General features: G+C 64.0%; 17 protein-coding genes and 1 pseudogene. 11 read left to right on the top strand and 7 right to left on the bottom strand.

Going from position 1 to position 20,758, the window contains the following annotated elements; genetic code table 11:
* Window positions 1-178: 178 nt before the first annotated feature.
* On the bottom strand, window positions 179-1,375 hold the full coding sequence (locus J3R84_RS11550; protein ID WP_025427807.1) for a LysR family transcriptional regulator: 1,197 nt from the start codon (window positions 1,373-1,375) through the stop codon (window positions 179-181).
* A gap of 209 nt (window positions 1,376-1,584) precedes the next feature.
* On the opposite strand from J3R84_RS11550, the gene J3R84_RS11545 reads away from it, so the two are divergent.
* The 7 genes from J3R84_RS11545 to J3R84_RS11515 all read left to right on the top strand — a co-directional run bounded on the left by J3R84_RS11545 (window position 1,585) and on the right by J3R84_RS11515 (window position 10,326).
* Window positions 1,585-3,123 carry an aromatic amino acid lyase gene (locus tag J3R84_RS11545; protein ID WP_025427806.1) on the top strand — a complete coding sequence of 513 codons (1,539 nt, stop codon included), beginning with the start codon at window positions 1,585-1,587 and terminating at the stop codon, window positions 3,121-3,123.
* A gap of 42 nt (window positions 3,124-3,165) precedes the next feature.
* Window positions 3,166-4,545, top strand: coding sequence for a hydantoin-5-propionate amidohydrolase (gene ertD, locus J3R84_RS11540; protein ID WP_057211100.1), 1,380 nt, complete (start codon window positions 3,166-3,168; stop codon window positions 4,543-4,545).
* A gap of 8 nt (window positions 4,546-4,553) precedes the next feature.
* Complete coding sequence (locus J3R84_RS11535; RefSeq protein WP_025427804.1) at window positions 4,554-5,813, top strand: Zn-dependent hydrolase; 1,260 nt, start codon at window positions 4,554-4,556, stop codon at window positions 5,811-5,813.
* Window position 5,814: 1 nt separating this feature from the next.
* Window positions 5,815-6,912 (top strand): thiohydantoin desulfurase, encoded by a 1,098-nt coding sequence (gene ertC, locus J3R84_RS11530; protein WP_025427803.1) that lies wholly within the window; start codon window positions 5,815-5,817, stop codon window positions 6,910-6,912.
* Window positions 6,913-7,023: 111 nt separating this feature from the next.
* Entirely contained in the window at window positions 7,024-7,353 is a 330-nt protein-coding gene (locus J3R84_RS11525; protein ID WP_025427802.1) for a TfoX/Sxy family protein, read from the top strand.
* 311 nt (window positions 7,354-7,664) lie between these two features.
* Window positions 7,665-9,326, top strand: coding sequence for a thiourocanate hydratase (gene ertB, locus J3R84_RS11520; RefSeq protein ID WP_025427801.1), 1,662 nt, complete (start codon window positions 7,665-7,667; stop codon window positions 9,324-9,326).
* A gap of 193 nt (window positions 9,327-9,519) precedes the next feature.
* Entirely contained in the window at window positions 9,520-10,326 is an 807-nt protein-coding gene (locus J3R84_RS11515) for a class I SAM-dependent methyltransferase (protein ID WP_025427800.1), read from the top strand.
* A 296-nt stretch (window positions 10,327-10,622) separates the two neighbouring features.
* Here J3R84_RS11515 and J3R84_RS11510 read toward each other — a convergent pair whose 3' ends face one another.
* From J3R84_RS11510 to J3R84_RS11490, 5 genes are all read right to left on the bottom strand, one after another.
* Complete coding sequence (locus tag J3R84_RS11510) at window positions 10,623-11,384, bottom strand: SDR family NAD(P)-dependent oxidoreductase (protein ID WP_025427799.1); 762 nt, start codon at window positions 11,382-11,384, stop codon at window positions 10,623-10,625.
* 4 nt (window positions 11,385-11,388) lie between these two features.
* Complete coding sequence (locus J3R84_RS11505; RefSeq protein WP_025427798.1) at window positions 11,389-12,207, bottom strand: ABC transporter permease; 819 nt, start codon at window positions 12,205-12,207, stop codon at window positions 11,389-11,391.
* Entirely contained in the window at window positions 12,207-13,073 is an 867-nt protein-coding gene (locus J3R84_RS11500; protein WP_025427797.1) for an ABC transporter permease, read from the bottom strand. Before J3R84_RS11500 ends, J3R84_RS11505 begins: the two co-directional genes overlap by 1 nt.
* Before the next feature lie 78 nt (window positions 13,074-13,151).
* Entirely contained in the window at window positions 13,152-14,312 is a 1,161-nt protein-coding gene (locus J3R84_RS11495; RefSeq protein WP_025427796.1) for a polyamine ABC transporter substrate-binding protein, read from the bottom strand.
* Between the two features lie 71 nt (window positions 14,313-14,383).
* On the bottom strand, window positions 14,384-15,472 hold the full coding sequence (locus tag J3R84_RS11490; RefSeq protein WP_025427795.1) for an ABC transporter ATP-binding protein: 1,089 nt from the start codon (window positions 15,470-15,472) through the stop codon (window positions 14,384-14,386).
* 186 nt (window positions 15,473-15,658) lie between these two features.
* On the opposite strand from J3R84_RS11490, the gene J3R84_RS11485 reads away from it, so the two are divergent.
* The gene (locus J3R84_RS11485; RefSeq protein ID WP_025427794.1) at window positions 15,659-16,462 is read left to right on the top strand and encodes a helix-turn-helix transcriptional regulator; all 804 of its coding nucleotides are present in this window, start codon (window positions 15,659-15,661) and stop codon (window positions 16,460-16,462) included.
* A 339-nt stretch (window positions 16,463-16,801) separates the two neighbouring features.
* On the opposite strand, the gene J3R84_RS11480 is transcribed toward J3R84_RS11485, so the two are convergent.
* The gene (locus J3R84_RS11480) at window positions 16,802-17,098 is read right to left on the bottom strand and encodes a hypothetical protein (protein ID WP_057211102.1); all 297 of its coding nucleotides are present in this window, start codon (window positions 17,096-17,098) and stop codon (window positions 16,802-16,804) included.
* Between the two features lie 32 nt (window positions 17,099-17,130).
* Between J3R84_RS11480 and J3R84_RS11475 the strand changes: the two genes are divergently transcribed.
* From J3R84_RS11475 to J3R84_RS11465, 3 genes and pseudogenes are all read left to right on the top strand, one after another.
* Window positions 17,131-18,099 (top strand): sugar-binding transcriptional regulator, encoded by a 969-nt coding sequence (locus J3R84_RS11475; RefSeq protein WP_025427792.1) that lies wholly within the window; start codon window positions 17,131-17,133, stop codon window positions 18,097-18,099.
* 126 nt (window positions 18,100-18,225) lie between these two features.
* On the top strand, window positions 18,226-19,668 hold the full coding sequence (locus tag J3R84_RS11470; protein ID WP_025427791.1) for an extracellular solute-binding protein: 1,443 nt from the start codon (window positions 18,226-18,228) through the stop codon (window positions 19,666-19,668).
* A gap of 157 nt (window positions 19,669-19,825) precedes the next feature.
* A pseudogene (locus J3R84_RS11465) lies at window positions 19,826-20,749 on the top strand (carbohydrate ABC transporter permease).
* Window positions 20,750-20,758: the final 9 nt, after the last annotated feature.

Genomic DNA, 20,758 nt, shown 5'->3' with positions numbered 1-20,758 from the left:
AAGAGCTTAAAGCGCAGCAAGCGAATCCGAAAGATCGCGACGCGCTTTAGCTGCTCAGGTGGAGACACCGGCTTTGAGGCGACGATGCACCTCATGAGCTGATTCAACGGTGCGGTATTCCTGAGTCGTTTCAGCTGTTTGACGGCAGATCGTGAAGAACTGATTCCGGCGATCCCGATTACGCTGGCGAGGCTGTCGCTGCCTGCGGACCCGTCTTCATCATGCCGATCATCAGGTCGCCGACCTCGCTGGAAAAGGCGCCGCGCGGCCAGATGAGCGTCAGCGACTGGCGGTAGAGCGGCCCTAGCCGGATCATGGCGGGTGGGCGCTGGACCCGCGACAGCGAGGTTTCCGGCAGCACCGAGAGATAGCCATGGTGGCTGACCAGGTTGATGATGACGGGGATGGAATCGACCTCGACCAGTGTCACGCGGCGGTGCTCATGCTCCGTGAGCGTGTCATCGAGAAAGCGGGTGACCTCCCGGCGCAGGCCGCTTCGCACGCTCGGAACGGCGATCGGGCAGGTGGCGAGCAGCCGGGGGAGATCGCCGCCCATTTCCGAAAGGGCCGGTGCCGGACCGGCGAGCACCAGTGCGGTTTCGGACACGAGACGGCCGTCGAAATCTGGTGGAATGCCGGCGATATCGAGCAGGGCGGCGTCGAAGCGCCGGCTCTTGAGACCGGCGAGAAGCTCGTCGGCGGTGGTGCTGGAGATGAACAGCGATTGCCGCGGGCGGGAGCGGTGCCAAGTGGCCGTCAGCGCCGCCAGCATGCGGGCAATCTCGCTTTCCGGCCCGAGCGGCATGACCGCGCCGAGGCGCCAGGTGGTGACGTCGCGGCGGAACCGGTCGGCCGAAGCGCGCGTCAGCCGCGCCCAGATGTCGAGCAGGCGTTCGACTTCAGGGATGATGCCGAGGGCTGTCGGGGTGCAGACGATGCCGCCATGGGACCGCCCGAGCAGCCGGCATTGCAGATGACGTTCGAGGTCGGCGATCTGCCGTGTCAGTTGCGGCTGGCCAAGGCCGAGGGTGCGGGCGGCCGCCCGGATGCTGCCGGCCCGGGCGATCCGGACGAAACGGTCGAGGGCGACGAGGCCGACAGGCGGGATCGCAGTCGGTGGTTCGCCGCTAGCCGTAGTCAGCAGCGCCCGGATTGTGGCGCTTGCTTCGGTCACATCGGCCTGGCGTGCACGGGCCTCCAGCGTTAGGGCCACGAGGCCGCCGTCGCGACGGAAAAGCGGGATCGAAACGGCCTGTTCGAAGCGGCGAACGGCGGCGCTGACGCTCGACGGCGCACGGCTGCTCAAGGTGGCGGCGCGCCTTATGCCGCCTTCGCGCATGACGGCCTCGACGAGCAGGATCGTGGCGATATCCATTGCGTAAGTTCTCCGCCGGCATCGTCGGTGCCACCATGTTCAGAATTTGGCATCGGCCGTTCCGGATTTGGGATATATCACGAGAGCGAACAAAACGCATAGCATGCTGGCAGACGATCCCTCGCCCATAGAGGCGGGATCGCATCAAGTCTTTGCATCCACGCATCGTTTCGGCGTCGAGGCGGATCGCGTGGTAAGGTTCTCGAGGCATGCTGCAACAGGTCAAGTCCATCGTTCTCTGCGGAAAACCGCTCGACTTCGCGACGCTCGAGGAAATCGGCTCGGGTGCGGCGCGACCGGTCGCGGACGAGGGCGGCATGGAGCGGGTGGCGGCTGCCCACAAGGTGATCGCCGATCGCATCGCGCTCGGCCTGCCGGTCTACGGGTCCAACACCGGCGTCGGCTCGATGAAGGACCGGCTCTGGACGGCGGACGATCTGGCGGAGTTCAATACCTCCTTGGTGCGTGCCCATCATTTCGGCACCGGCGAATTTTTTGCGGTGCCGATCGTGCGCAAGGCCATCGCCATTCGCTGCAACACCGCGATGCGCGGGCATACCGGATGCAGCCCCGAGCTGATCCACGCCTTCCTCGCACTCATCGAGCACGACATCATCCCGGCAGTGCGTCGGCACGGCTCGATGGGCTGCGCCGATATCGGCCTGATGGGGCAGATCGCGGCCGTTCTGACCGGGGTCGGCGAAGCCTATCATCGCGGCCGGCTGGTTCCGGCCGAAACGGCGCTTGCCGATGCCGGGCTGACGCCTTTGGTGATGCGGCCGCGCGACGCGCTTGCGGCACTCAGCGTCAATGCGATTGCCTATTCGGCGGCCGCCGACGTGCTGCGCGAGGCGGCAGCGGCCATCCGCGTGCTGCTGGTGACCGGCGTGATGTCGTCGCAGGCGCTTGGCGCTTCGGCTGATCCGTGGCGGGTGGCCGCGACGCTGTCGACGCGGGGCGAGGCGCTGGTCGGCTCCTGGCTCTACGGCCAATCGGGCGTTTCCGACTGGCCCTTGCCGACGGCGATCCATGACCCATTGAGCCTGCGCATGACCGCACAGGTGTTCGGCGCCGTTGTCGATACGCTGCTGGTTGCCGCCGGCCGTCTGGTCGAGGCGACCTATCTTTCCGACGACAATCCGGTGGTGCTCGGCGGCCAGGTGCATGCCTCGGGTGCTTCGCTGCCCTTGACCACGACGCTCTATGTCGAAACGGCGCAAATCGCGTTTTCCCATGTGGCGCGCAACGTGCTCAACCGTTGCATCCTTCTGTCGAACGGCGGGCGCCGCAACCTGCCGGTCAATCTGGTGGCGCCGGGCGAAATCGCCACCGGCCTCGGCCCGCTGATGAAGCTTGCGGTCGAGCTCTACATGCGCGTGCAGTCGATGGCGGTGCCGCTTTCGGCCCAGTCGATCGTCGTTGCCGGCGGGTTGGAGGAAGAGGCGACCTTCCTGCCTTTGATCGTCGAGCGCATGGAAACCCAGGTGCGCGATCTGCGGCAGTTGGCGGCGATCGAGGCGATCCTGTCGTCGCAGGCGATCGATCTTGTCGGCGATGCGCCACACGGCATCGTCAAGCTCGCGCATGAGCGCACCCGCTCGATCAGCCCGATCTATCTGAAGGACCGGCCGCTATCGAAGGAAATCGAGGCGTTGCAAGGCGCGTTTACCTGCCATGACCTGCTGCGCACCTTCGTCACCATGGCGCCGATGCCGGAGTTCGACGACTTCTTTGCGCTGAGCAAGTGATCCAGGCTGATCCAACAAGGCTGATCCGATGGAGAGAACACGATGTCCGATTTCGATCTTGTCCTGAAAGGCACCATCGTTCTCCCGCACCGGATCGTCGAAGGCGGACATGTGGCCGTGCGCGATGGCAAGGTCGTGCATGTCGGGCAGGGGGTGGCACCGGCTGCCCGTGAACGCCACGATCTCGGACGCGCAATGATCCTTCCCGGCGCCATAGACGCGCAGGTGCATTCGCTGTCGCAGAAGAACCAGGAGGATTTCGTCTGGTCGACGCGCTCGGCCGCGGCCGGCGGTGTGACCACGATCGTCGACATGCCCTATGACGAAGGCAATCTCGTCTGCTCGGCGGAGGCCGTTGGGCGCAAGGTCGCCCATGCGAGCCCGCAGGCGCGGGTCGACTTCGCCCTCTACGGCACGGTCGACCCCGAGGAGGGGCCGGCCCGCATCCTCGAAATGGTCGAGGCCGGCGTTGCCGCCTTCAAGTTCTCCACCTTCGGCACCGACCCCAAGCGCTTTCCGCGCATTCCCGCAGCGCTGCTCGAGGATTGCTTTCGCGCGATCGCGCCGACGGGGCTTACAGCCGGGGTGCACAACGAGGACGACGAGGCGGTGCGCGGCGCGATCGAAAAGGTCAGGGCCGCTGGGATCACCGATTATCGCGCCCATGGCCTTTCCCGTCCGCCGCTCACCGAGCTCTTGGCGACCAACCAGATCTACGAAACGGGTGCTTCGACCGGATGCCCGGCGCATGTGGTCCACTGCTCGCTCGGGCGCGGCTACGAGATTGCCGACGCCTACCGGCGCCAGGGCCACGCGGCGACGATCGAATGCTGCATCCATTATCTGACGCTCGACGAGGAGAACGACGTTCGCCGGCTTGGCGGCAAGGCGAAGATCAATCCGCCGATCCGCCCGCGTGCCGAGGTGGAAAAGCTATGGCGGCATGTGGCCGATGGCACGGTGACGATGGTTTCGACCGACCATGTCAGCTGGTCGGAGGATCGCAAGACCAATCCGGACATGCTCGCCAATGCCTCCGGCGTGCCGGGTCTGGAGGTCATGGTGCCGCTGTTCGTCAAGGGCGCGCTTGAGCGCGGCATCCCGCTGACGCGGGCGGCCGAGCTGATGACGCTGAACCCGGCGCGGCATTTCCGGCTCGACCACCAGAAGGGCGCGCTGGAGGCCGGCAAGGACGCCGATATCATCGTCATGACGCCCGAGCCCTATACCTATGATGCGGCGACAAGCGGTCACAACGTCGTCGGCTGGTCGCCCTATAACGGCATCAGGCTGCCCTGGCGGGTGTCTGCCACCTATCTGCGCGGGTCGCTTGCCTTTGACGGGCGCGCCGTCGTCGCCAAGCCTGGCACCGGCGCCTTCGTTCGCCCGCTGCAGACTTTGCCTTTGCAGGAGGCCCGATGAGCACGAGCATCAAGACCAATCTGCCGGTGGATGCCAGCCGGATCGCCGGCATCGTCAACGGGCTTGCGGGGATCACGGAGCCGGATCGGCCCTATACCCGCCGGGCTTTCACGCCGCTGTTTCTGGAGGGCCGCGCCTTCCTCGATCGCCGCTTTCGTGCGGCGGGGCTGGAGACGCGCATCGATGCGGCCGGCAATCTCATCGGCCGGCGCAAGGGGCGAAAGTCCGCGCTCGGAACGCTGATGCTTGGTTCCCACTCCGACACGGTGCCGGAGGGCGGTCGCTTCGACGGCATTGCCGGCGTCGCCGCGGCACTTGAAGTGGCGCGCGCGCTTTCCGACGGCGGCATCGAACTCGATCACGACCTGGAGATCGTCGATTTCCTTGCCGAGGAAGTGTCGATCTTCGGCGTTTCCTGCGTCGGCAGCCGCGGCATGGCCGGCATCCTGCCGGATGGCTGGCTGAGCCGGGTGCAGGGCGAACTGAGCCTGCGGCAGGGCATCGTCGAAGTTGGCGGCGATCCGTCGCGGCTGCCAGCGCTCAAGCGTTCCGACATCAAGGCCTTTCTGGAACTGCATATCGAGCAGGGGCCGGTGCTGGAGACCGGGCGCCTGGATATCGGCGTCGTCACAGCGATCTCCGGCATCACCCGCATCGAGATCATCGTCGAAGGGCAGGCCGACCATGCCGGCACGACACCGATGGACCACCGGCGCGATGCGCTTGTCGCAGCCTCCCGGCTGGTGCTGGCAATCGAGGCGCTGGCAACCGAATTCTCCAAGGGCGAGGGACACTTCACCGCGACCGTCGGCGAGTTCTCGATCGAACCGAACGCCGCCAATGTCGTGCCGTCGCGGGCGCGGTTGCTGATCGATGCACGTGCCGAACTGCAGCCGCAGATGGAGAAATTCATCGTCGAACTGGGCGCGCTTGCCGCGCGCGTTGCCGGTGAGGCCGGCGTGACCATCGCGCCCGCCAATGTTATCTCCGACAATCATCCCACACCCGGCGATCCGCTGCTGCTTTCGACGCTGGAGGAAAGCTGCGGCCAGATCGGTGCCCGCCACCGGCGCATGGCCTCCGGAGCCGGGCATGACACCGCGTGGATGGGGCGCATCACCCGCTCGGCGATGATCTTCATTCCGTGCCGGGGCGGTCGTTCGCACGCCCCGGACGAGTGGGCGGAGAACGACGATATCGCGCTAGGCACTGCCGTGCTCTTCGATGCCGTCAGAAGGCTCGACAAACAATTGCAGGAGAAGGTTTGAGATGGGTCGGATATTGACGGAGAAGGATGTCGAAGCTGCGGTCAAGGGCGGCTCCGTCTATGCCGCCGGCGGCGGCGGCTGGGCCGATCACGGCCGCATGCTCGGCTATGCCGCGGTCTCGATCGGCAAACCGGAACTGGTGTCGGTCGACGAGCTTGATGCCGACGACTGGGTGGCGACAGCAGCCGCCATCGGCGCGCCGGCCTCGACCACCCCCTGGGAAATGCGCGGCGTCGACTACGTCAAGGCGGTGCAACTGCTGCAGGAGGCGCTCGGCGAGAAGCTTTCGGGCCTGATCATCGGCCAGAACGGCAAGTCCTCGACGCTCAATGGCTGGCTGCCATCGGCGATCCTCGGGACCAAGGTGGTCGATGCGGTCGGCGACATCCGGGCGCACCCGACCGGCGACATGGGCTCGATCGGCCTTGCCGGGTCGCCTGAACAGATGATCCAGACCGCCGTCGGGGGAAATCGCGACGAGAACCGCTATATCGAGCTGGTGGTCCGCGGCGCGACCGCCAAGGTCTCGCCGATCCTGCGCACCGCCTCCGACATGTCCGGCGGTTTCATCGCCTCGTGCCGCAATCCGGTCCGCGCGTCCTACGTCAAGGCGAATGCGGCGCTCGGCGGCATCTCGCTGGCGCTGGCGCTCGGCGAGGCGATCATCGCGGCGGAAGCCAAGGGCGGCAGCGCGGTGATCGATGCGATCGTCAAGACGACCAATGGCGCGATCCTTGCCGAAGGCACGATCACCGACAAGTCGGTCACCTACACCAAGGAGGCCTTCGACATCGGCACGGTGACGCTGGGGAAGGGGGCTGACTCAACGGTATTGCACGTGATGAATGAATACATGGCGGTTGACTCTGCGGAAGGCCGGAGGCTTGCCACCTTCCCTGACGTCATCACCACGTTGTCATCAGAGGGCGAACCCTTGAGCGTCGGCCAACTGCGGGTCGGCATGACGATCTTCGTGCTGCATGTGCCGAAGTCGGTGATCCCGCTTGCGTCCAGCGTGCTCGACCCGACGGTCTACCCCTCGGTCGAAAAGGCGATGGGCATAGAGCTCGCCCGCTACGCTCTGGCCGGGCGGTCGTAGAGCATGTCCAGGAAAAGCGCGAAGCGGTTTTCCGTCCGGAAATGCAAGAGAACAATGAGGTAAAGCGTTTCCAGATTTCGTGTGCACAGGAAACGCCAGGGGAGAGAGGTCATGGCGCGGGATGCGGGACTTGAGGAACTGATCAAGGACGAGATCGCCGGGCGGCCGGGGCTGTCGGAAAAGGCGATGTTCGGCGGCTGGGCGTTTCTGCTCAACGGCAACCTGCTCTGCGGCGCGCGCGAAGGATCGATGCTGGTGCGGCTCGGCAAGGGCAATGACGGCTGGGCGCTGGCGCTGTCCGATGTCGAACTGATGGTGATGAACGGCCGCGCGATGCATGGCTGGGTGCGGGCCGGGGCAGACGCTTATGGCGACGACGCCGTGCGCAAGCGGCTCATCGATGCGGCGACTGCCTTCGTCGAAACGTTGCCGCCGAAGTGAATGCAGAGAGTGGTTTTGCCCCTCACCCTAACCTCTCCCCGTAGGCGGGGAGAGGCGACGTCGTTGCGACCCGGGGCGGCAAGCCGTGGTTATTCTTCTCGCCGAGAAGGGGAGAGGCACGATTGTGATGAGATGGCGCGTTGGCAGCGAGCAGGGGAGCCGTTTACGCCCCCGGCCTGTGGGCAATGGACCATAGCGGCTTCGCACGCGATGTTCGCCGCAAGCTGTGAACAATCCCCTCTCCCCTTGCGGGGAGAGGGTTAGGGTGAGGGGCAGCGAGCTGCCTCGCGACAACGAAGAGGAACGAGACGATGCCCAAGGCCAACCCCCGTCACCCGAACTTTCCGATCCCCGGCGGACTGGTGCTGCGCGCCAAGGGCTGGCGGCAGGAGGCCTTGCTGCGGCTACTCGAAAACGTGCTTTCTGTCGGCGAGGATCCGGACAACCTCATCGTCTATGCCGCGCTCGGCAAGGCCGCGCGCAACTGGCCGGCGCACCGCGCCATCGTCAAGACGTTGATCGAGATGGACGAGGACCAGACGCTGATCATCCAGTCCGGCAAGCCGGTCGGGCTGCTCAAGACCCATGCCAAGGCGCCGCTGGTGATCATGGCCAACTGCAACATCGTCGGCCAATGGGCCAAGGCCGAAGTCTTCTACGAGCTGCAACGCAAGGGGCTGATCTGCTGGGGCGGGCTGACGGCCGGGGCCTGGCAATATATCGGCAGCCAGGGGGTGATCCAGGGCACCTACGAGATCTTCATGCGCATTGCCGAGCGGCGGTTCGGCGGCGATCTTTCCGGCCGCTTCGTGCTGACGGCCGGGCTCGGCGGCATGGGGGGCGCGCAGCCGCTTGCCGGCCGCATGGCGGGCGCCGCCATCCTCTGCGTCGATATCGACCCGGAGCGGGCGAAGAAGCGCCGGGAGATCGGCTACCTCCAGGAGATCGCACCGGATCTGGATACGGCACTTGCGATGATCGATGCGGCGGTCCGGGACAAGCGGGCGCTCTCCGTCGGGCTCATCGGCAACGCCGCCGAGGTCTACCCGGAAATCGCCCGGCGCGGCATCGTGCCCGACGTGGTTACCGACCAGACCTCGGCGCACGACCTCGTCTACGGCTACGTGCCGAAGGGCATGACGGTCGATCAGGTGAAATCGCTGCGTGACGACGGCCAGGGCCAGCTGATGGCCGCAAGCCGCGCCTCGATCGTCGAGCATGTTACGGCGATGCTCGAGTTTCAGAAAAAGGGCGCGGAAGTCTTCGACAACGGCAACCTCATCCGCACCCAGGCGCGCGAGGGCGGCGTTACCAACGCCTTCGACATTCCAATCTTCACCGAGGCCTATTTGCGCCCACTCTTTGCCCGCGCCATCGGCCCCTTCCGCTGGATGGCTCTGTCCGGCGAGGAGAGCGACATCGCGCGCATCGACGACCTGCTACTCGAAATGTTCCCGGACAACAAGATCGTCACCAACTGGATCAGGCTTGCACGCGAGCACATCCCGTTCGAGGGCCTGCCGGCGCGCATCGCCTGGCTCGGCCATGGTGAGCGCACAGCGCTGGCCCGTCGCGTCAACGAACTGGTGGCGTCGGGCGAATTGAAGGGACCAGTCGCCTTTTCGCGCGACCACCTCGATGCCGGCGCCATGGCGCATCCCAACATCATGACCGAGCGGATGAAGGACGGATCGGACGCGATCGCCGACTGGCCGCTGCTCGACGCCATGCTGCTCTGCTCCTCGATGGCGGATCTCGTCGTCGTGCATTCGGGCGGCGGCGGCTATGCCGGCTACATGACGAGCTGCGGCGTGACGGTGGTGGCCGACGGCACGCAAGCTGCCGACGAGCGGCTCGACCATGCGCTCACCAACGACACCGCACTCGGCGTCATCCGCTACGCCGATGCCGGCTACGACGAGAGTTTTGAGGAGATCGCCGCCAAGGGCATCGGGCACATTGCCCTGACATAGCCAGGGGCCGGCGTCTTGCCACCGTCTCTCCGAGAGGATCGTCGACGCCTTGGTATCGAGCAGTGCGCGAGCTACAGCGCCGCGCGTACGCGCGAAGGTCGTTGTAGCACTTTGAATTGCCGCATGTTTCCTTAAATCGAATACGATTTATGGAAACGCGGTAGAATGCTGGCTTTGCTGCTTGGGGGCGATCATGACATCAAGCTTCAATGTTCAAAGTGCGACTGGCTATGAGCAACTGATGGGGCGTTGGAGCAAACAGCTCGCGCCGCTTTTTATCAACTTTTCAGGCCTTGCAGATGGCGAGCGGATCCTCGACGTCGGATGTGGTACCGGAAGCCTGACCTTTGCGCTGCCGCATGCGGCAGATCTCCGTGAGATCACGGCGATCGACTTTTCGCCCGTCTTCGTCGAAGCGGCGATCAAGGCGAACACCGATCCGAGGATCAGGATCCAGCAGGCCGATGCCTGCGCGCTTCCCTTTGCCGATGATTATTTCGACCGGGCGCTGGCGCTGCTGGTCCTGCATTTCGTACCTGAAGCGGAAAAGGCCGTCGCCGAAATGCGCCGGGTGGTGCGGCCGGGCGGCGTGGTTGCGGCCGTGGTCTGGGATCATTTCGGCGGTCTGCCGGGCATGCGCATGGTGCTCGATACGGCGGCGATGCTCGATGAAAATGCCGATCAGGTACGCGCCCGCTATTGTTTCCAGCCGATGATGCGGCCCGGAGAGATGATACAGAGCTTCGCGGCGCATGGCCTCGTGGATATCGAGCAGACGTCGCTTATGATCCGGATGGACTATCAGTCGTTCGCAGATTTCTGGCAGCCGATCTCCGCGGGTGAGGGACCTCTCGGCAAATACGTCTCGGCACTAGAGCCAGCCCAGCGGGTGAAGATCGATGCAGCCGTGAAGGCCGCCTATGAGGCTGGCCAACCCGACGGCCCCCGGTCGTTTGCGGCAGTGGCCTGGGCATGCCGGGGTATTGTTCCGGAGGTGTGATAGGGCGTCAACATTTGCCGACCTCATCTCTGTGCTTGTCACAGAGATCCAGCGGCGCCGCGTCGGCGGCGCCAGAGGCTCCTTCGTTCCGGCGTCTGGCACAAGTCCTTCACGGCGCAGACGCGCCGTGGCTGGATTTCTGTGACAAGCACAGAAATGAGGGAAAGGAGGAAGCGCTTCGCGCACCACAGACACCAGGGACGCGAGGAAAACGCTCCGAGCCAGCGCGGAAATGAGGCGAGTGGGGCGGCGGCGCCTTCACAACGAGGCCTGGTGGGTACCTCAGCGTCCGGACGTCACACCACCGTCTCGCCGCCATCGACCACCAGGATTTGGCCGGTCATGTAGGACGATCGGTCGGACACCAGGAACAGGATCGACTCGGCGATTTCGTCGACGCTTGCCCAGCGGCCGAGCGGTACCTTTTCGCGGATGTAGGCCTCGATCGCGCCGCGACCGCCCATCTGGGCGATGAAGGGGTCGTTGAAGGGCGTATCGACCCAACCGGGGCAGAGCGCGTTGACGCGGATGCCGTGGCGGGCGTAGTCGCCGGCCATCTGCTTGGTCATGGCGATAACCGCATGCTTGGTGGTGGTGTAGGCGATCATCTCGCGGTCGTAGAGCACGCCCGACGATGACGAGGTGTTGACGATGACGCCGCGGCCGGCGGCCTTCATCGACGGCATGACCAGGCGGGCGGCCATGAAATGCGCACGCACATTGAGGTTCCACGAGCGGTCGAAGCCGGAGACTTCGACCTCTTCAAGATCGCCGGCAACCTGCGCGCCGGCGTGATTGTGCAGGATATCGATGCGGCCGTGGCGATAGAGGATATCGGCGATGCCGTCGGCAAGCGCTGCATCGTCGGTAACGTCGAGGGTGACGGCCTCGGCCTTGCCGCCCATGGCGCGGATGGTGTCGACGGTCAGGCTGCCGGCCTCGGGGCTGCGGTCGACGACGACGACATGCGCACCCTCGCGCGCCATGATGGCAGCGCCCGCCTGACCGATCCCGGAGCCCGCTCCGGTCACGATCGCGACCCGGTCTTTCAGGATCATCTGTTCACTCCCCGGATTTCGGTTTTTTGTCCCGCATCAGGATGCGGGCGGTCAGGATCAGGAGCAGCGAGGCGACGAGCACCAGCGTCGCGATCGCGTTGATTTCCGGCGTCACGCCGCGGCGGATCGAAGCGAAGACGTAGATCGGCAGCGTCGTCTTCGAACCGGCGACGAAGAAGGCGATGATGAAATCGTCGAAGGAGAAGGTGAAGGCGAGCAGGAAACCCGCCAGGATCGACGGCAGGATCTGCGGTAGCACGATCAGGCGGAAGGTGGTGAGCGGCGTCGCATAGAGATCGCTCGATGCCTCGACGATATCGCGCCCGAGGCTGGCGATGCGAGCTTTCACGATCATGGTAACGAGCGCCATCGAGAACAGCCCGTGCGCGGCGATGATCGAGCCATAGCCGAGCCCGAGCTGTGGCGGCTGGTCGCCCGGCCAGATGGCGGATAGCGCCGGATTGACGAAGGAAAAGACGGCGACGAGCGCCACAAGCGTGGCGATGCCGATGACGACGCCGGGCACGACGATGGCCGCGGCAAAGAGCGCGTCGAAGATCGCCCGGTTGCGCGGCGCCAGCCGCTCCATGCCGAGTGCGGCCATGGTGCCGAAGATGGCGGCAAGGGTGGCGCTGGTAAAGGCGATCATCAGGCTGTTCTGCAGCGCCGAGACCAGGAAGGTATTGCCGAGCGCCTTGCCGTACCATGCGGTCGAAAAGCCGGTGAACTCGCTGGCGCTGCGGCCGGCATTGAACGAAAACAGGACGACCAGCGCGATCGGCGCGTAGAGGAAGATATAGACCGAGGAGATGAAGGCGCGCATCAGACGAGATCCACCTGTCTTGTGCCGGCGACCCTGAAGGCGATGCGCATCGCCACCATCAGGATGACCACGACCACGGCCACCAGCGTCACGGCGATCGCCGAGCCGAAAGGCCAGTTTCGAGATTGCAGGAAGAGATCGACCAGCGCGTTGCCGATGAAGAACACCTTGCCGCCACCGAGAAGCTGCGGGATCAGGTATTCGCCGAGCAGCAGGATGGTGACGAGCGCCACGCCCGTCATCACGCCCGGCAGTGACAGCGGCAGGGTGACGCCGAAGAAGGTCGAGACGGGTCTCGCGCCGAGATCGGCGGAGGCTTCGAGCAGCCGGCGATCGAGCTTTTCGAGGCTGACATAGATCGGCATGATCATCAGCGGCAGGTAGCCATAGACGATGCCGAGCAGCACGGCGCCCGGCGTATTGAGCAGGCGCACATCCTCAAGGCCGATCATCGACAGCAGGTTCGGAATGCCGCGCGAGCCGAGGATATACATCCAGGCATAGGTGCGAACGAGCAGGCTCGTCCAGAAGGGTACGACCACCAGCGACACGAGGATAAGGCGGTACCGCGGGTCCGCCTTGACGGCGAGATAATAGGCGACGGGGTAGGCGACCAGCAGGCAGAGCAGCGCACCGACCGGCGCCAGCACCATCGTGTTCCAGAAGGCGGCCGCCCGGGTCGGGAGCCTGGCGAACTGGGCGAAGGTGAACGCCGCCTGATAGCCGCCTTCGGGCGCGCGCTCGCCGAAGGCGAAGACCAGCATGGCGATGAACGGCAGGACCAGAAAGATCATCAGCCATGCCGCCGCCGGCGCCACCAGCGCTGCCGTCACCAGGTTTCTCTTCGTGTTCGTTGCCGCGGGCATGTGAGTTGATCCGTCAAGTTTCATTGGCATTTCGGCCCCTCACCGCGAGGATGAGGGGCGGTCACGTCAAAGTTTCAATCAGGCTGACTTGAACCGCGCCATCAGCTCGGCGCGGCCCGGATCGGTCAAGGTTACCGCGGCGCCGAATTCGAGCGGCGTCAGCGAGGCCTCGTCGGGATAGACGATCTTGTTGCCGGTGACGTCGGCCGGCAGCAGCTTCATCACGCGGCTGTCGGTGGTCGGCGCGCCATTGGCGATATGTTCCTTGACGGCGTTTTCCGGTGCCATCAGGTAGTTGAGCAGCGCATAACCGGCCGCCTTGTTGGCCGCACTCTTCGGGATGGCGTAGAAGTCCGACCAGATTTCGCCGCCGTCCTTGCCGAGCACGAACTGGATTTCCGGCATGTCGCGGTTGAGCTGCGCGCCGTCATTGGTCCAGCACATCGTCATCCAGGCGTCGGTGGCGCGCATCGACGGCTGGTAGTCGCTGTTGATGGCGTAGAGGTGCGGCTTGACCTTGATCAGCAGTTCCTCGGCCTTGGCGAGCTCTTCCGGCTTGGTCGAATTGAAGGAATAGCCGAGCGAGACGAGCGCATTGCCGATGGTGGTCAGCTGGTAGTCGTGGACCATGGCGCGGCCGTCGGCCTCGGTCATGGCGATCTCGAAGAAGTCCTTCCAGCTGGTCACCGGTGTCTTGATCTTGCTGGAGTTGAGCGCGATGCCCGTGGTGCCCCAGTTCTTCGGCACGGCATAGGTCTTGCCGTCGACGACACCCTCGTTGGTGAAGCGCGCGGTCTCGGTCGAGGCGTCGTAGTTCGGCAGCTTGGAGAGATCGAGTTCGTCGATCAGGCCGAGCTTCACATAGGTGGAGATGGTGTAGTTGGTGGGCACGAACAGGTCCCAGCCGGTGCCGCCGGCCTGGAGCTTGGCGAGCATTTCCTCGTTCGAGCCGAAGACGTTGACCTCGACGGCAACGCCGGTTGCCGTCTGGAACGCCTCGAAGGTGGCAGGATCATGATAATTAGGCCAGGTGGCGATCGACATCTGCGTGCCGAGATCGCCGGCAAAGGCCGTCGAATTGAAGAGGCCCGGCTGGCGCGCCAGAACCGCCGTTGCAAGGCCAAGGCCGGTGACGCCGAGGAAGTGGCGGCGGGTGACCGAGCCGCGCTTCAGGCGCATCAGCTCGTCGGCCAATTGCTCGGCGGTGATCGGGGCATTTTCTCTGTACCATTTGGTCATGACGCTGTTCCCTTTATCGTTGACGTTCATGCAAGGCTCAGGGGGCGGCCGGGTCGGGCCGGAAACACATTTCAGGCCGGAAAGACGTGAAGCGCATTCGGATCGAAGGCGAGGCCGACCTTGTCGCCGGGCTCGACGAGATCGCTGTCGCCGAGCGCCCGGCGGTCGGCGGTGACGAGGAAATCGCCGAGGCCATCGACATCGATGGAGTATTCGACCGATGATCCCAGGAAGATGCGGTGCGTGACGGTGCCGGTGAGGGCGGCAGTGGCGGCAGCACCATTGCGTTTCAGGCTGATCGCCTCGGGGCGCAACGCGACCATGGCAGCACCGGCGCTCGGTGTCGTGGTGGCCGGGGCGGCAAACCGCGTGCCGTTGGCAAACAGGATGGAGGCGCCGCCATTGTCGACGGTGGCAGCGATCCGGTTGGTCTTGCCGACGAAATCGGCGACGAACAGGCTTGCAGGGCGATCGTAGATTTCCTGCGGCGGCCCGACCTGGACGATGCGGCCGGCATTCATGACGCAGACGAAGTCGCTCATCGACAGCGCTTCCTCCTGGTCGTGGGTGACGAGCACGAAGGTGATGCCGAGTTCGCGCTGCAGGGTCTGCAGCTCGATCTGCATGGCGGTACGCAGCTTCTTGTCGAGTGCCGCCAGCGGCTCGTCGAGCAGGAGCACCCTCGGCTTGTTGACGATGGCGCGGGCGAGCGCGACGCGCTGCTGCTGGCCGCCGGACATTTCGTGGATCCGGCGCTTGCCGAAGCCGCCGAGCCGGACCATCTCCAGCGCCTCCTGGGCGCGGCGCGAAATCTCGGCACTGGCGATGCGCGGCCGCATCTGCCTGAGGCCATAGGAGACGTTCTGCTCGACGTCGAGATGCGGGAACAGCGCATAGTGCTGGAACACCATGTTGACCGGGCGCCGATAGGCGGCAACGCCGTTCATCGCCTCGCCGTTGATATAGACGGTGCCTTCGCTCGGCTGCTCGAAGCCGCCGATCATGCGCAGGCAGGTGGTCTTGCCGCAGCCGGAAGGTCCGAGCAGCGCCATGAAGGCCCCCCGGGGCACCGCGAAGTTGATGTCCGAAACGGCGGTCACGCTGCCATAGCGTTTGGCGACCGAACGGAATTCGATGTCGTTCGTCGAAGCGGATGTCACGTCTGTTCCCTGCGGTTGTTGTCGGATACCGCCAAGGCTCTGATGCCCCCGCGCTCCACCGTCATTGACAGGCAGCCTAGTCAAAGCGCCCGGTGCCGGTATATACCCCGAGAGAGGTATTTCAACGCGAATTGGCTTGTGGGAGGAGTATACCCCGGAACAGGGCCGGATCGGCGGGAGAGCGGTTTGGGCATCGATCTCGAGGGATTATTTCAGGTCTTGGCGCCCATGGTCGACGGTGCGACCATGGACGACGAGGCTGTGGGTGCGGCCTATCGGCAATTGATGTCGACGCTGATGACCTTCGATTATGTCGTGGTTTTCGCCTATCGCGGCAAGGAACGGCCGATCGACCTCTACAGTACCTTCAATGCCAAGGACCATGTTCTATTCGTCAGCCTCTACCAGGCCGGGCCCTATCTGCTTGATCCGTTCTACCACGCGGCCTGCGAGGGCAAGCCGGGTGTCTGGCGCATGCGGGAGCGGGCGCCGGACCGGTTCTTCTCCAGCGAATACTATCGGACCTATTACGTGCAGACGGGACTGGCGGAGGAGGTCGGCTTCTTCGTGCCGATCAGCGAGCAGATCACCGTCGTGCTTTCGCTGATGCGGCGCGAGGCGACAGGCCCGTTCAGCACGGCGGAATTCGCGTTGCTGAAGAAGGTCGAGCCGCTGGTCTCCGCCCTTGTGCGCCACCACTGGGCCGACCTCGGGCGCCGGTTCGACACGGCGCTGGCAAAGACCGGCCGCAGCCGGAGAAAGTCGGCGCACCCTCCCGCGGACGGCGTCTGGCAGCACCTGAATCTGACCGAGCGCGAAGCCTCGATCATCGAACTCGTGCTGCAGGGTCATTCGTCGGAATCGATCGGCCTGAAGCTTGGGATCTCGACCGGCACGGTCAAGGTCCACCGCCGCAACGTCTACCGTAAGCTCGGCATCTCCTCTCAGACGCAGCTTCTTTCCCTCTACCTGCGCAATCTCGGCCAGTAGGGTTCAGCGCCACACCAGTCTTTCGGGGGGCGTGTTGGCGAAATTCTAAGAGCGCGCCCTTGCTTGACGGGCGGCGTATCCCCGTCGCCCCTCATTCCGGCCCTGTGCCGGAATCCAGCGACCTGACGTCTGTCGGGTCAAAAGACCTTCCAGCCCAAGGCCTTGGGCTGGCTGGATCCCTGTGACAGGCACAGGGATGAGGAGGTTTTTGCACCCTTGGCGTTCCCAGAGAACTGCCAAAGTGTGAAGCGTCGGCTGAGAATGGCTGTGTTGGAGGTGCGGCGCATCCCATTCTCCCTCATTCCGGCCTTGTGCCGGAATCCAGCGACCTGACGTCTGTCAGGTCAGAAGACCTTCCAGCCCAAGGCCTTGGGTTGGCTGGATCCCTATGACAGGCACAGGGATGAGGCGTCTCGATGCGCCCTCGGCCCTCCCTATGCCCGCCAGCGGCAGCAGTCCCATCGCCATCGATTCTCGGCCCATTGCACGCTCGTCGGCCAGTCCTTTCTCCTCGTCATTCGCCGCGATCCACAAACCATGAACGCACCGCGCACGTACTTGCTTGACATTTTTTTCACGGCATGAAATTTCTTTCAGCAACGAGATAAAAATATCATGCAATGCAAAAGGTATCATGCGTTGCAACATAACGAACCTGGGTGGAGACGATGGCGATCATCGGTGGTGCAAACCTTCGCGACGACGAAACCAGCATGGCGACGCGCGCCGCATGGCTGCATTATGCCGGCGGTCTGACCCAGGCCGAGGTTGCCAAGCGGCTGGGGCTGACGTCACTGAAAGCCCACCGCCTGATCATGAAGGCCAACCAGGAAGGCCTGGTGAAGGTCTATATCGATGGCGAAGTGTCGGAATGCGTCGAGCTGGAGCAGAAGCTTTCCGCGCGCTACGGACTTGACTACTGCGAGGTCGTTCCCGACTTCGATGCCGACGATCTGCCGCTGAAGGCGCTCGGCATTTCTGGCGCGCAGTTCCTGAAGCGCGAGATCGAACGCGGCGAAACTGCGCTCGTCGGCGTCGGTCATGGCCGCACGCTTGCTGCTTGTGTCGAGTATCTGCCGCGCACCACCAGCAATAACACCCGTTTCGTCTCGCTGCTCGGCGGTCTCACCCGCAAGTTCTCGGCAAACCCGCATGACGTGATCCACCGGCTGGCCGAGCGTACCGGCGCGGAAGCCTATGTCATGCCCGTGCCGTTCTTCGCCAACACCGTCGAGGATCGCGACGTGCTCTTCAGCCAGCGCGGCGTGCGCGAAGTGTTCGATCTCGCCAAGACCGCCGACCTCTTGTTGGTTGGCATCGGCACGGCAGAGCGCGAGGCGTCGCTGGTTTCGACCGGAATGATCGAGATGAGCGAGATCGAGGAAATTCAGAGGGGCGGGGGCAAGGGCGAGTTGCTTGGCCACTTCTTCGACGAGGATGGTCGCCCGATCGAGACGACGCTGTCGAACCGCACCTTCACGCTCAGCCGCGACGACCTGAAGGATCGGCGCACGGTGGCCGTCGCCGGCGGCAAGATCAAGACGCCTGCCATTCGTGCCGTGCTTGGCAGCGGCCTGCTGAGCGGCCTCATCACCGACGAAAAGACCGCTCGGGCGCTGGCCGCCGACGGAAAATGAGGAGTGCCTGACAAAGTCGAGAGGCGAGGGCGAGGAGGTGTCGCTCTAACGCCTCGGGGGAGGAATACCGGCCGGGTAGCCGGTGATCGCATGATGCAATCATACCCGCAACGGAGGAGAAGACTTATGTACGAGAAGGAGAAAGACCTCATCAGCGCGTTTCTGCGCGGAGAGGTAGATCGTCGCGGCATGCTCAAGGGTCTCGGCGCTGCCGGGATTGCGGCCGGTTCGGCCGGCACGCTCTTCAACATGATGTCGACCCAGGCGCTGGCCGCCGATTTCGACTGGAAGGCGCATTCCGGAAAGTCGTTGAAGCTGCTTCTGAACAAGCATCCCTATGCTGACGCGATGATTGCCAACCTTCAGGCCTTCAAGGATCTGACCGGTATCGAAGTCACCTATGACGTGTTCCCGGAGGACGTCTATTTCGACAAGGTGACGGCAGCGCTTTCGTCGGGCTCGTCCGAATACGACGCCTTCATGACCGGCGCCTACATGACCTGGACCTATGGTCCGGCCGGCTGGATCGCCGACCTCAACGAATGGATCAAGGATCCGACCAAGACCAACCCGAACTACAACTGGGACGATTTCCTCGCCGGCGTGAAGAACTCCTGCGCCTGGAACGGTCAGCCGGGCGGGGCGCTCGGTTCGGAAGACGCCAAGCAATGGTGCATTCCGTGGGCGTTCGAACAGAACAACATCACCTATAACCGCGAGATGTTCGACAAGGCCGGCGTCGAGCTGCCGAAGAACCTCGACGACATGATCGCGGTCGCGGCCAAGCTGCAGAAGGACATCGGCGGCATCTACGGCATCGGCGTCAGAGGTTCGCGCTCCTGGGCGACGATCCATCCGGGCTTCCTGTCCGGTTACGCCAACTTCAACCAGAAGGACTTGAACGTTTCAGCCGACGGTAAGCTGTCGGCAGCGATGAATACGGCCGAGTCCAAGGCCTATCACACCAAGTTCGTGCAGATGATCCAGGAAAGCGGCCCGAAGGACTGGTCGACCTATACCTGGTATCAGGTCGGCGCCGATCTCGGTGCCGGCGCATCGGCGATGATCTTCGACGCCGATTGCCTTGGTTACTTCATGAACGGCGGCGACAACAAGATGGCCGGCAAGCTCGGCTACGCCGCCTTTGCCGCCAACCCGGAAGCCACGGCCTCGACGCCAAACATCTGGATCTGGTCGCTCGCCATGTCCAATTTCTCCAAGGACAAGGACGCCACCTGGTACTTCCTGCAGTGGGCGTCGGGTCCGGAGCACGCGCTGTTCGGCGCCACCAAGATGGACTTCGTCGATCCCGTTCGCCAGTCGATCTGGAAGGACGAGATGTTCCGCGAGAAGCTGAACGGCAAGTATCCGGGCTATGTCGAAATGTTCGACGCTTCGGCCGCCGGCGCCTCGATCAAGTTCACGCCGCAGCCGCTGTTCTTCGACGTCACCACCGAATGGGCGGCGACGCTGCAGAAGATGGTCGCCAAGCAGGTACCGGTCGATGAAGGTCTCGACCAGCTCGTCGAAAGCATCGATCGCCAGCTGAAGGAAGCTGGTCTCGGCTGATACGCCTCCCAAGCGATGCCCGGCGCATTCGGCGCCGGGCATCCCGCGAGATCGGCTTAAGGCCGCCCAAACCAACCTGAGATGCCGGTGGACTGGCGCGGGGCTCGACCTCGCGTGCCGCGTGCTTTCTTCAAGACTTTAGAGAACGGAGCTCCACATGGCTTCAACAGCAACACTCCGCAAACCGGCGTCAGGTTTCAGGATCAGCAGGAAGATGCTTCCCTATGTGCTGAGCCTGCCGGCGCTGCTCGTGTGCATCGGCATTCTCATCCCCTTCTTCACGGCGGTTATCTATTCGTTCCAGCGTTATAGGTTGAGCCAGCCCTGGGCGCGTCAGTTCAACTGGGGCGAAAACTACCTGAACTTCGTCACCGATCCGGCCTTCTGGAACACGCTGAAGGTGTCGCTGCTCTATGCCGGGATCACCGTGACGCTGGAACTGCTGCTCGGTCTCGGCATCGCATTGTTGCTATAGCGCCGCTCAACGATCAACAACTTCATCTCGATCATGCTGCTGTTGCCGCTGATGATTGCGCCGGCGCTCGCCGCTTTGATGTGGAAGCTGATGACCAATCCGAGTTTCGGCATCCTCAGCTACCTCGCAAGCCTGATCGGCCTGCATGACTTCCGCTGGGCCTCTTCGCCCGACACGGCACTCCTGACCGTCATCCTCGTCGATATCTGGGTCTATACGCCCTTCATCATGATCCTGCTTCTGGCCGGCCTTCGGTCGCTGCCGACCCAGCCTTTCGAGGCGGCGGCGCTTGACGGCGTGCCGCGAAGCTTCGTCTTTTTCCGCATCACCCTGCCGATGCTGACGCCCTATATCCTGACGGCGACGCTGTTCCGGTTGCTCGACAGTATCCAGCAGTTCGACATCATCTATGCGATGACGCAAGGCGGCCCCGGCAACACGCTGACCGTCTTTCAGGTCGAGGCCTATCTCAACTTCTTCCAGTCGACCAATGTCGGCCGTTCGGCAGCGCTTTTGATCATCCTGTGGGCGATCACCTACACGCTCTCCAACGTCTTCATCAAGAACTGGCTGCGCCTGCGCGAACGCGCCCGCGGCGAAGCGTAAGGAGGTTCA

The sequence above is a fragment of the Ensifer canadensis genome, from assembly GCF_017488845.2.
In the GTDB taxonomy this organism is placed as follows: domain Bacteria; phylum Pseudomonadota; class Alphaproteobacteria; order Rhizobiales; family Rhizobiaceae; genus Ensifer; species Ensifer canadensis.
This window is presented reverse-complemented; position numbering and strand designations above follow the sequence as displayed.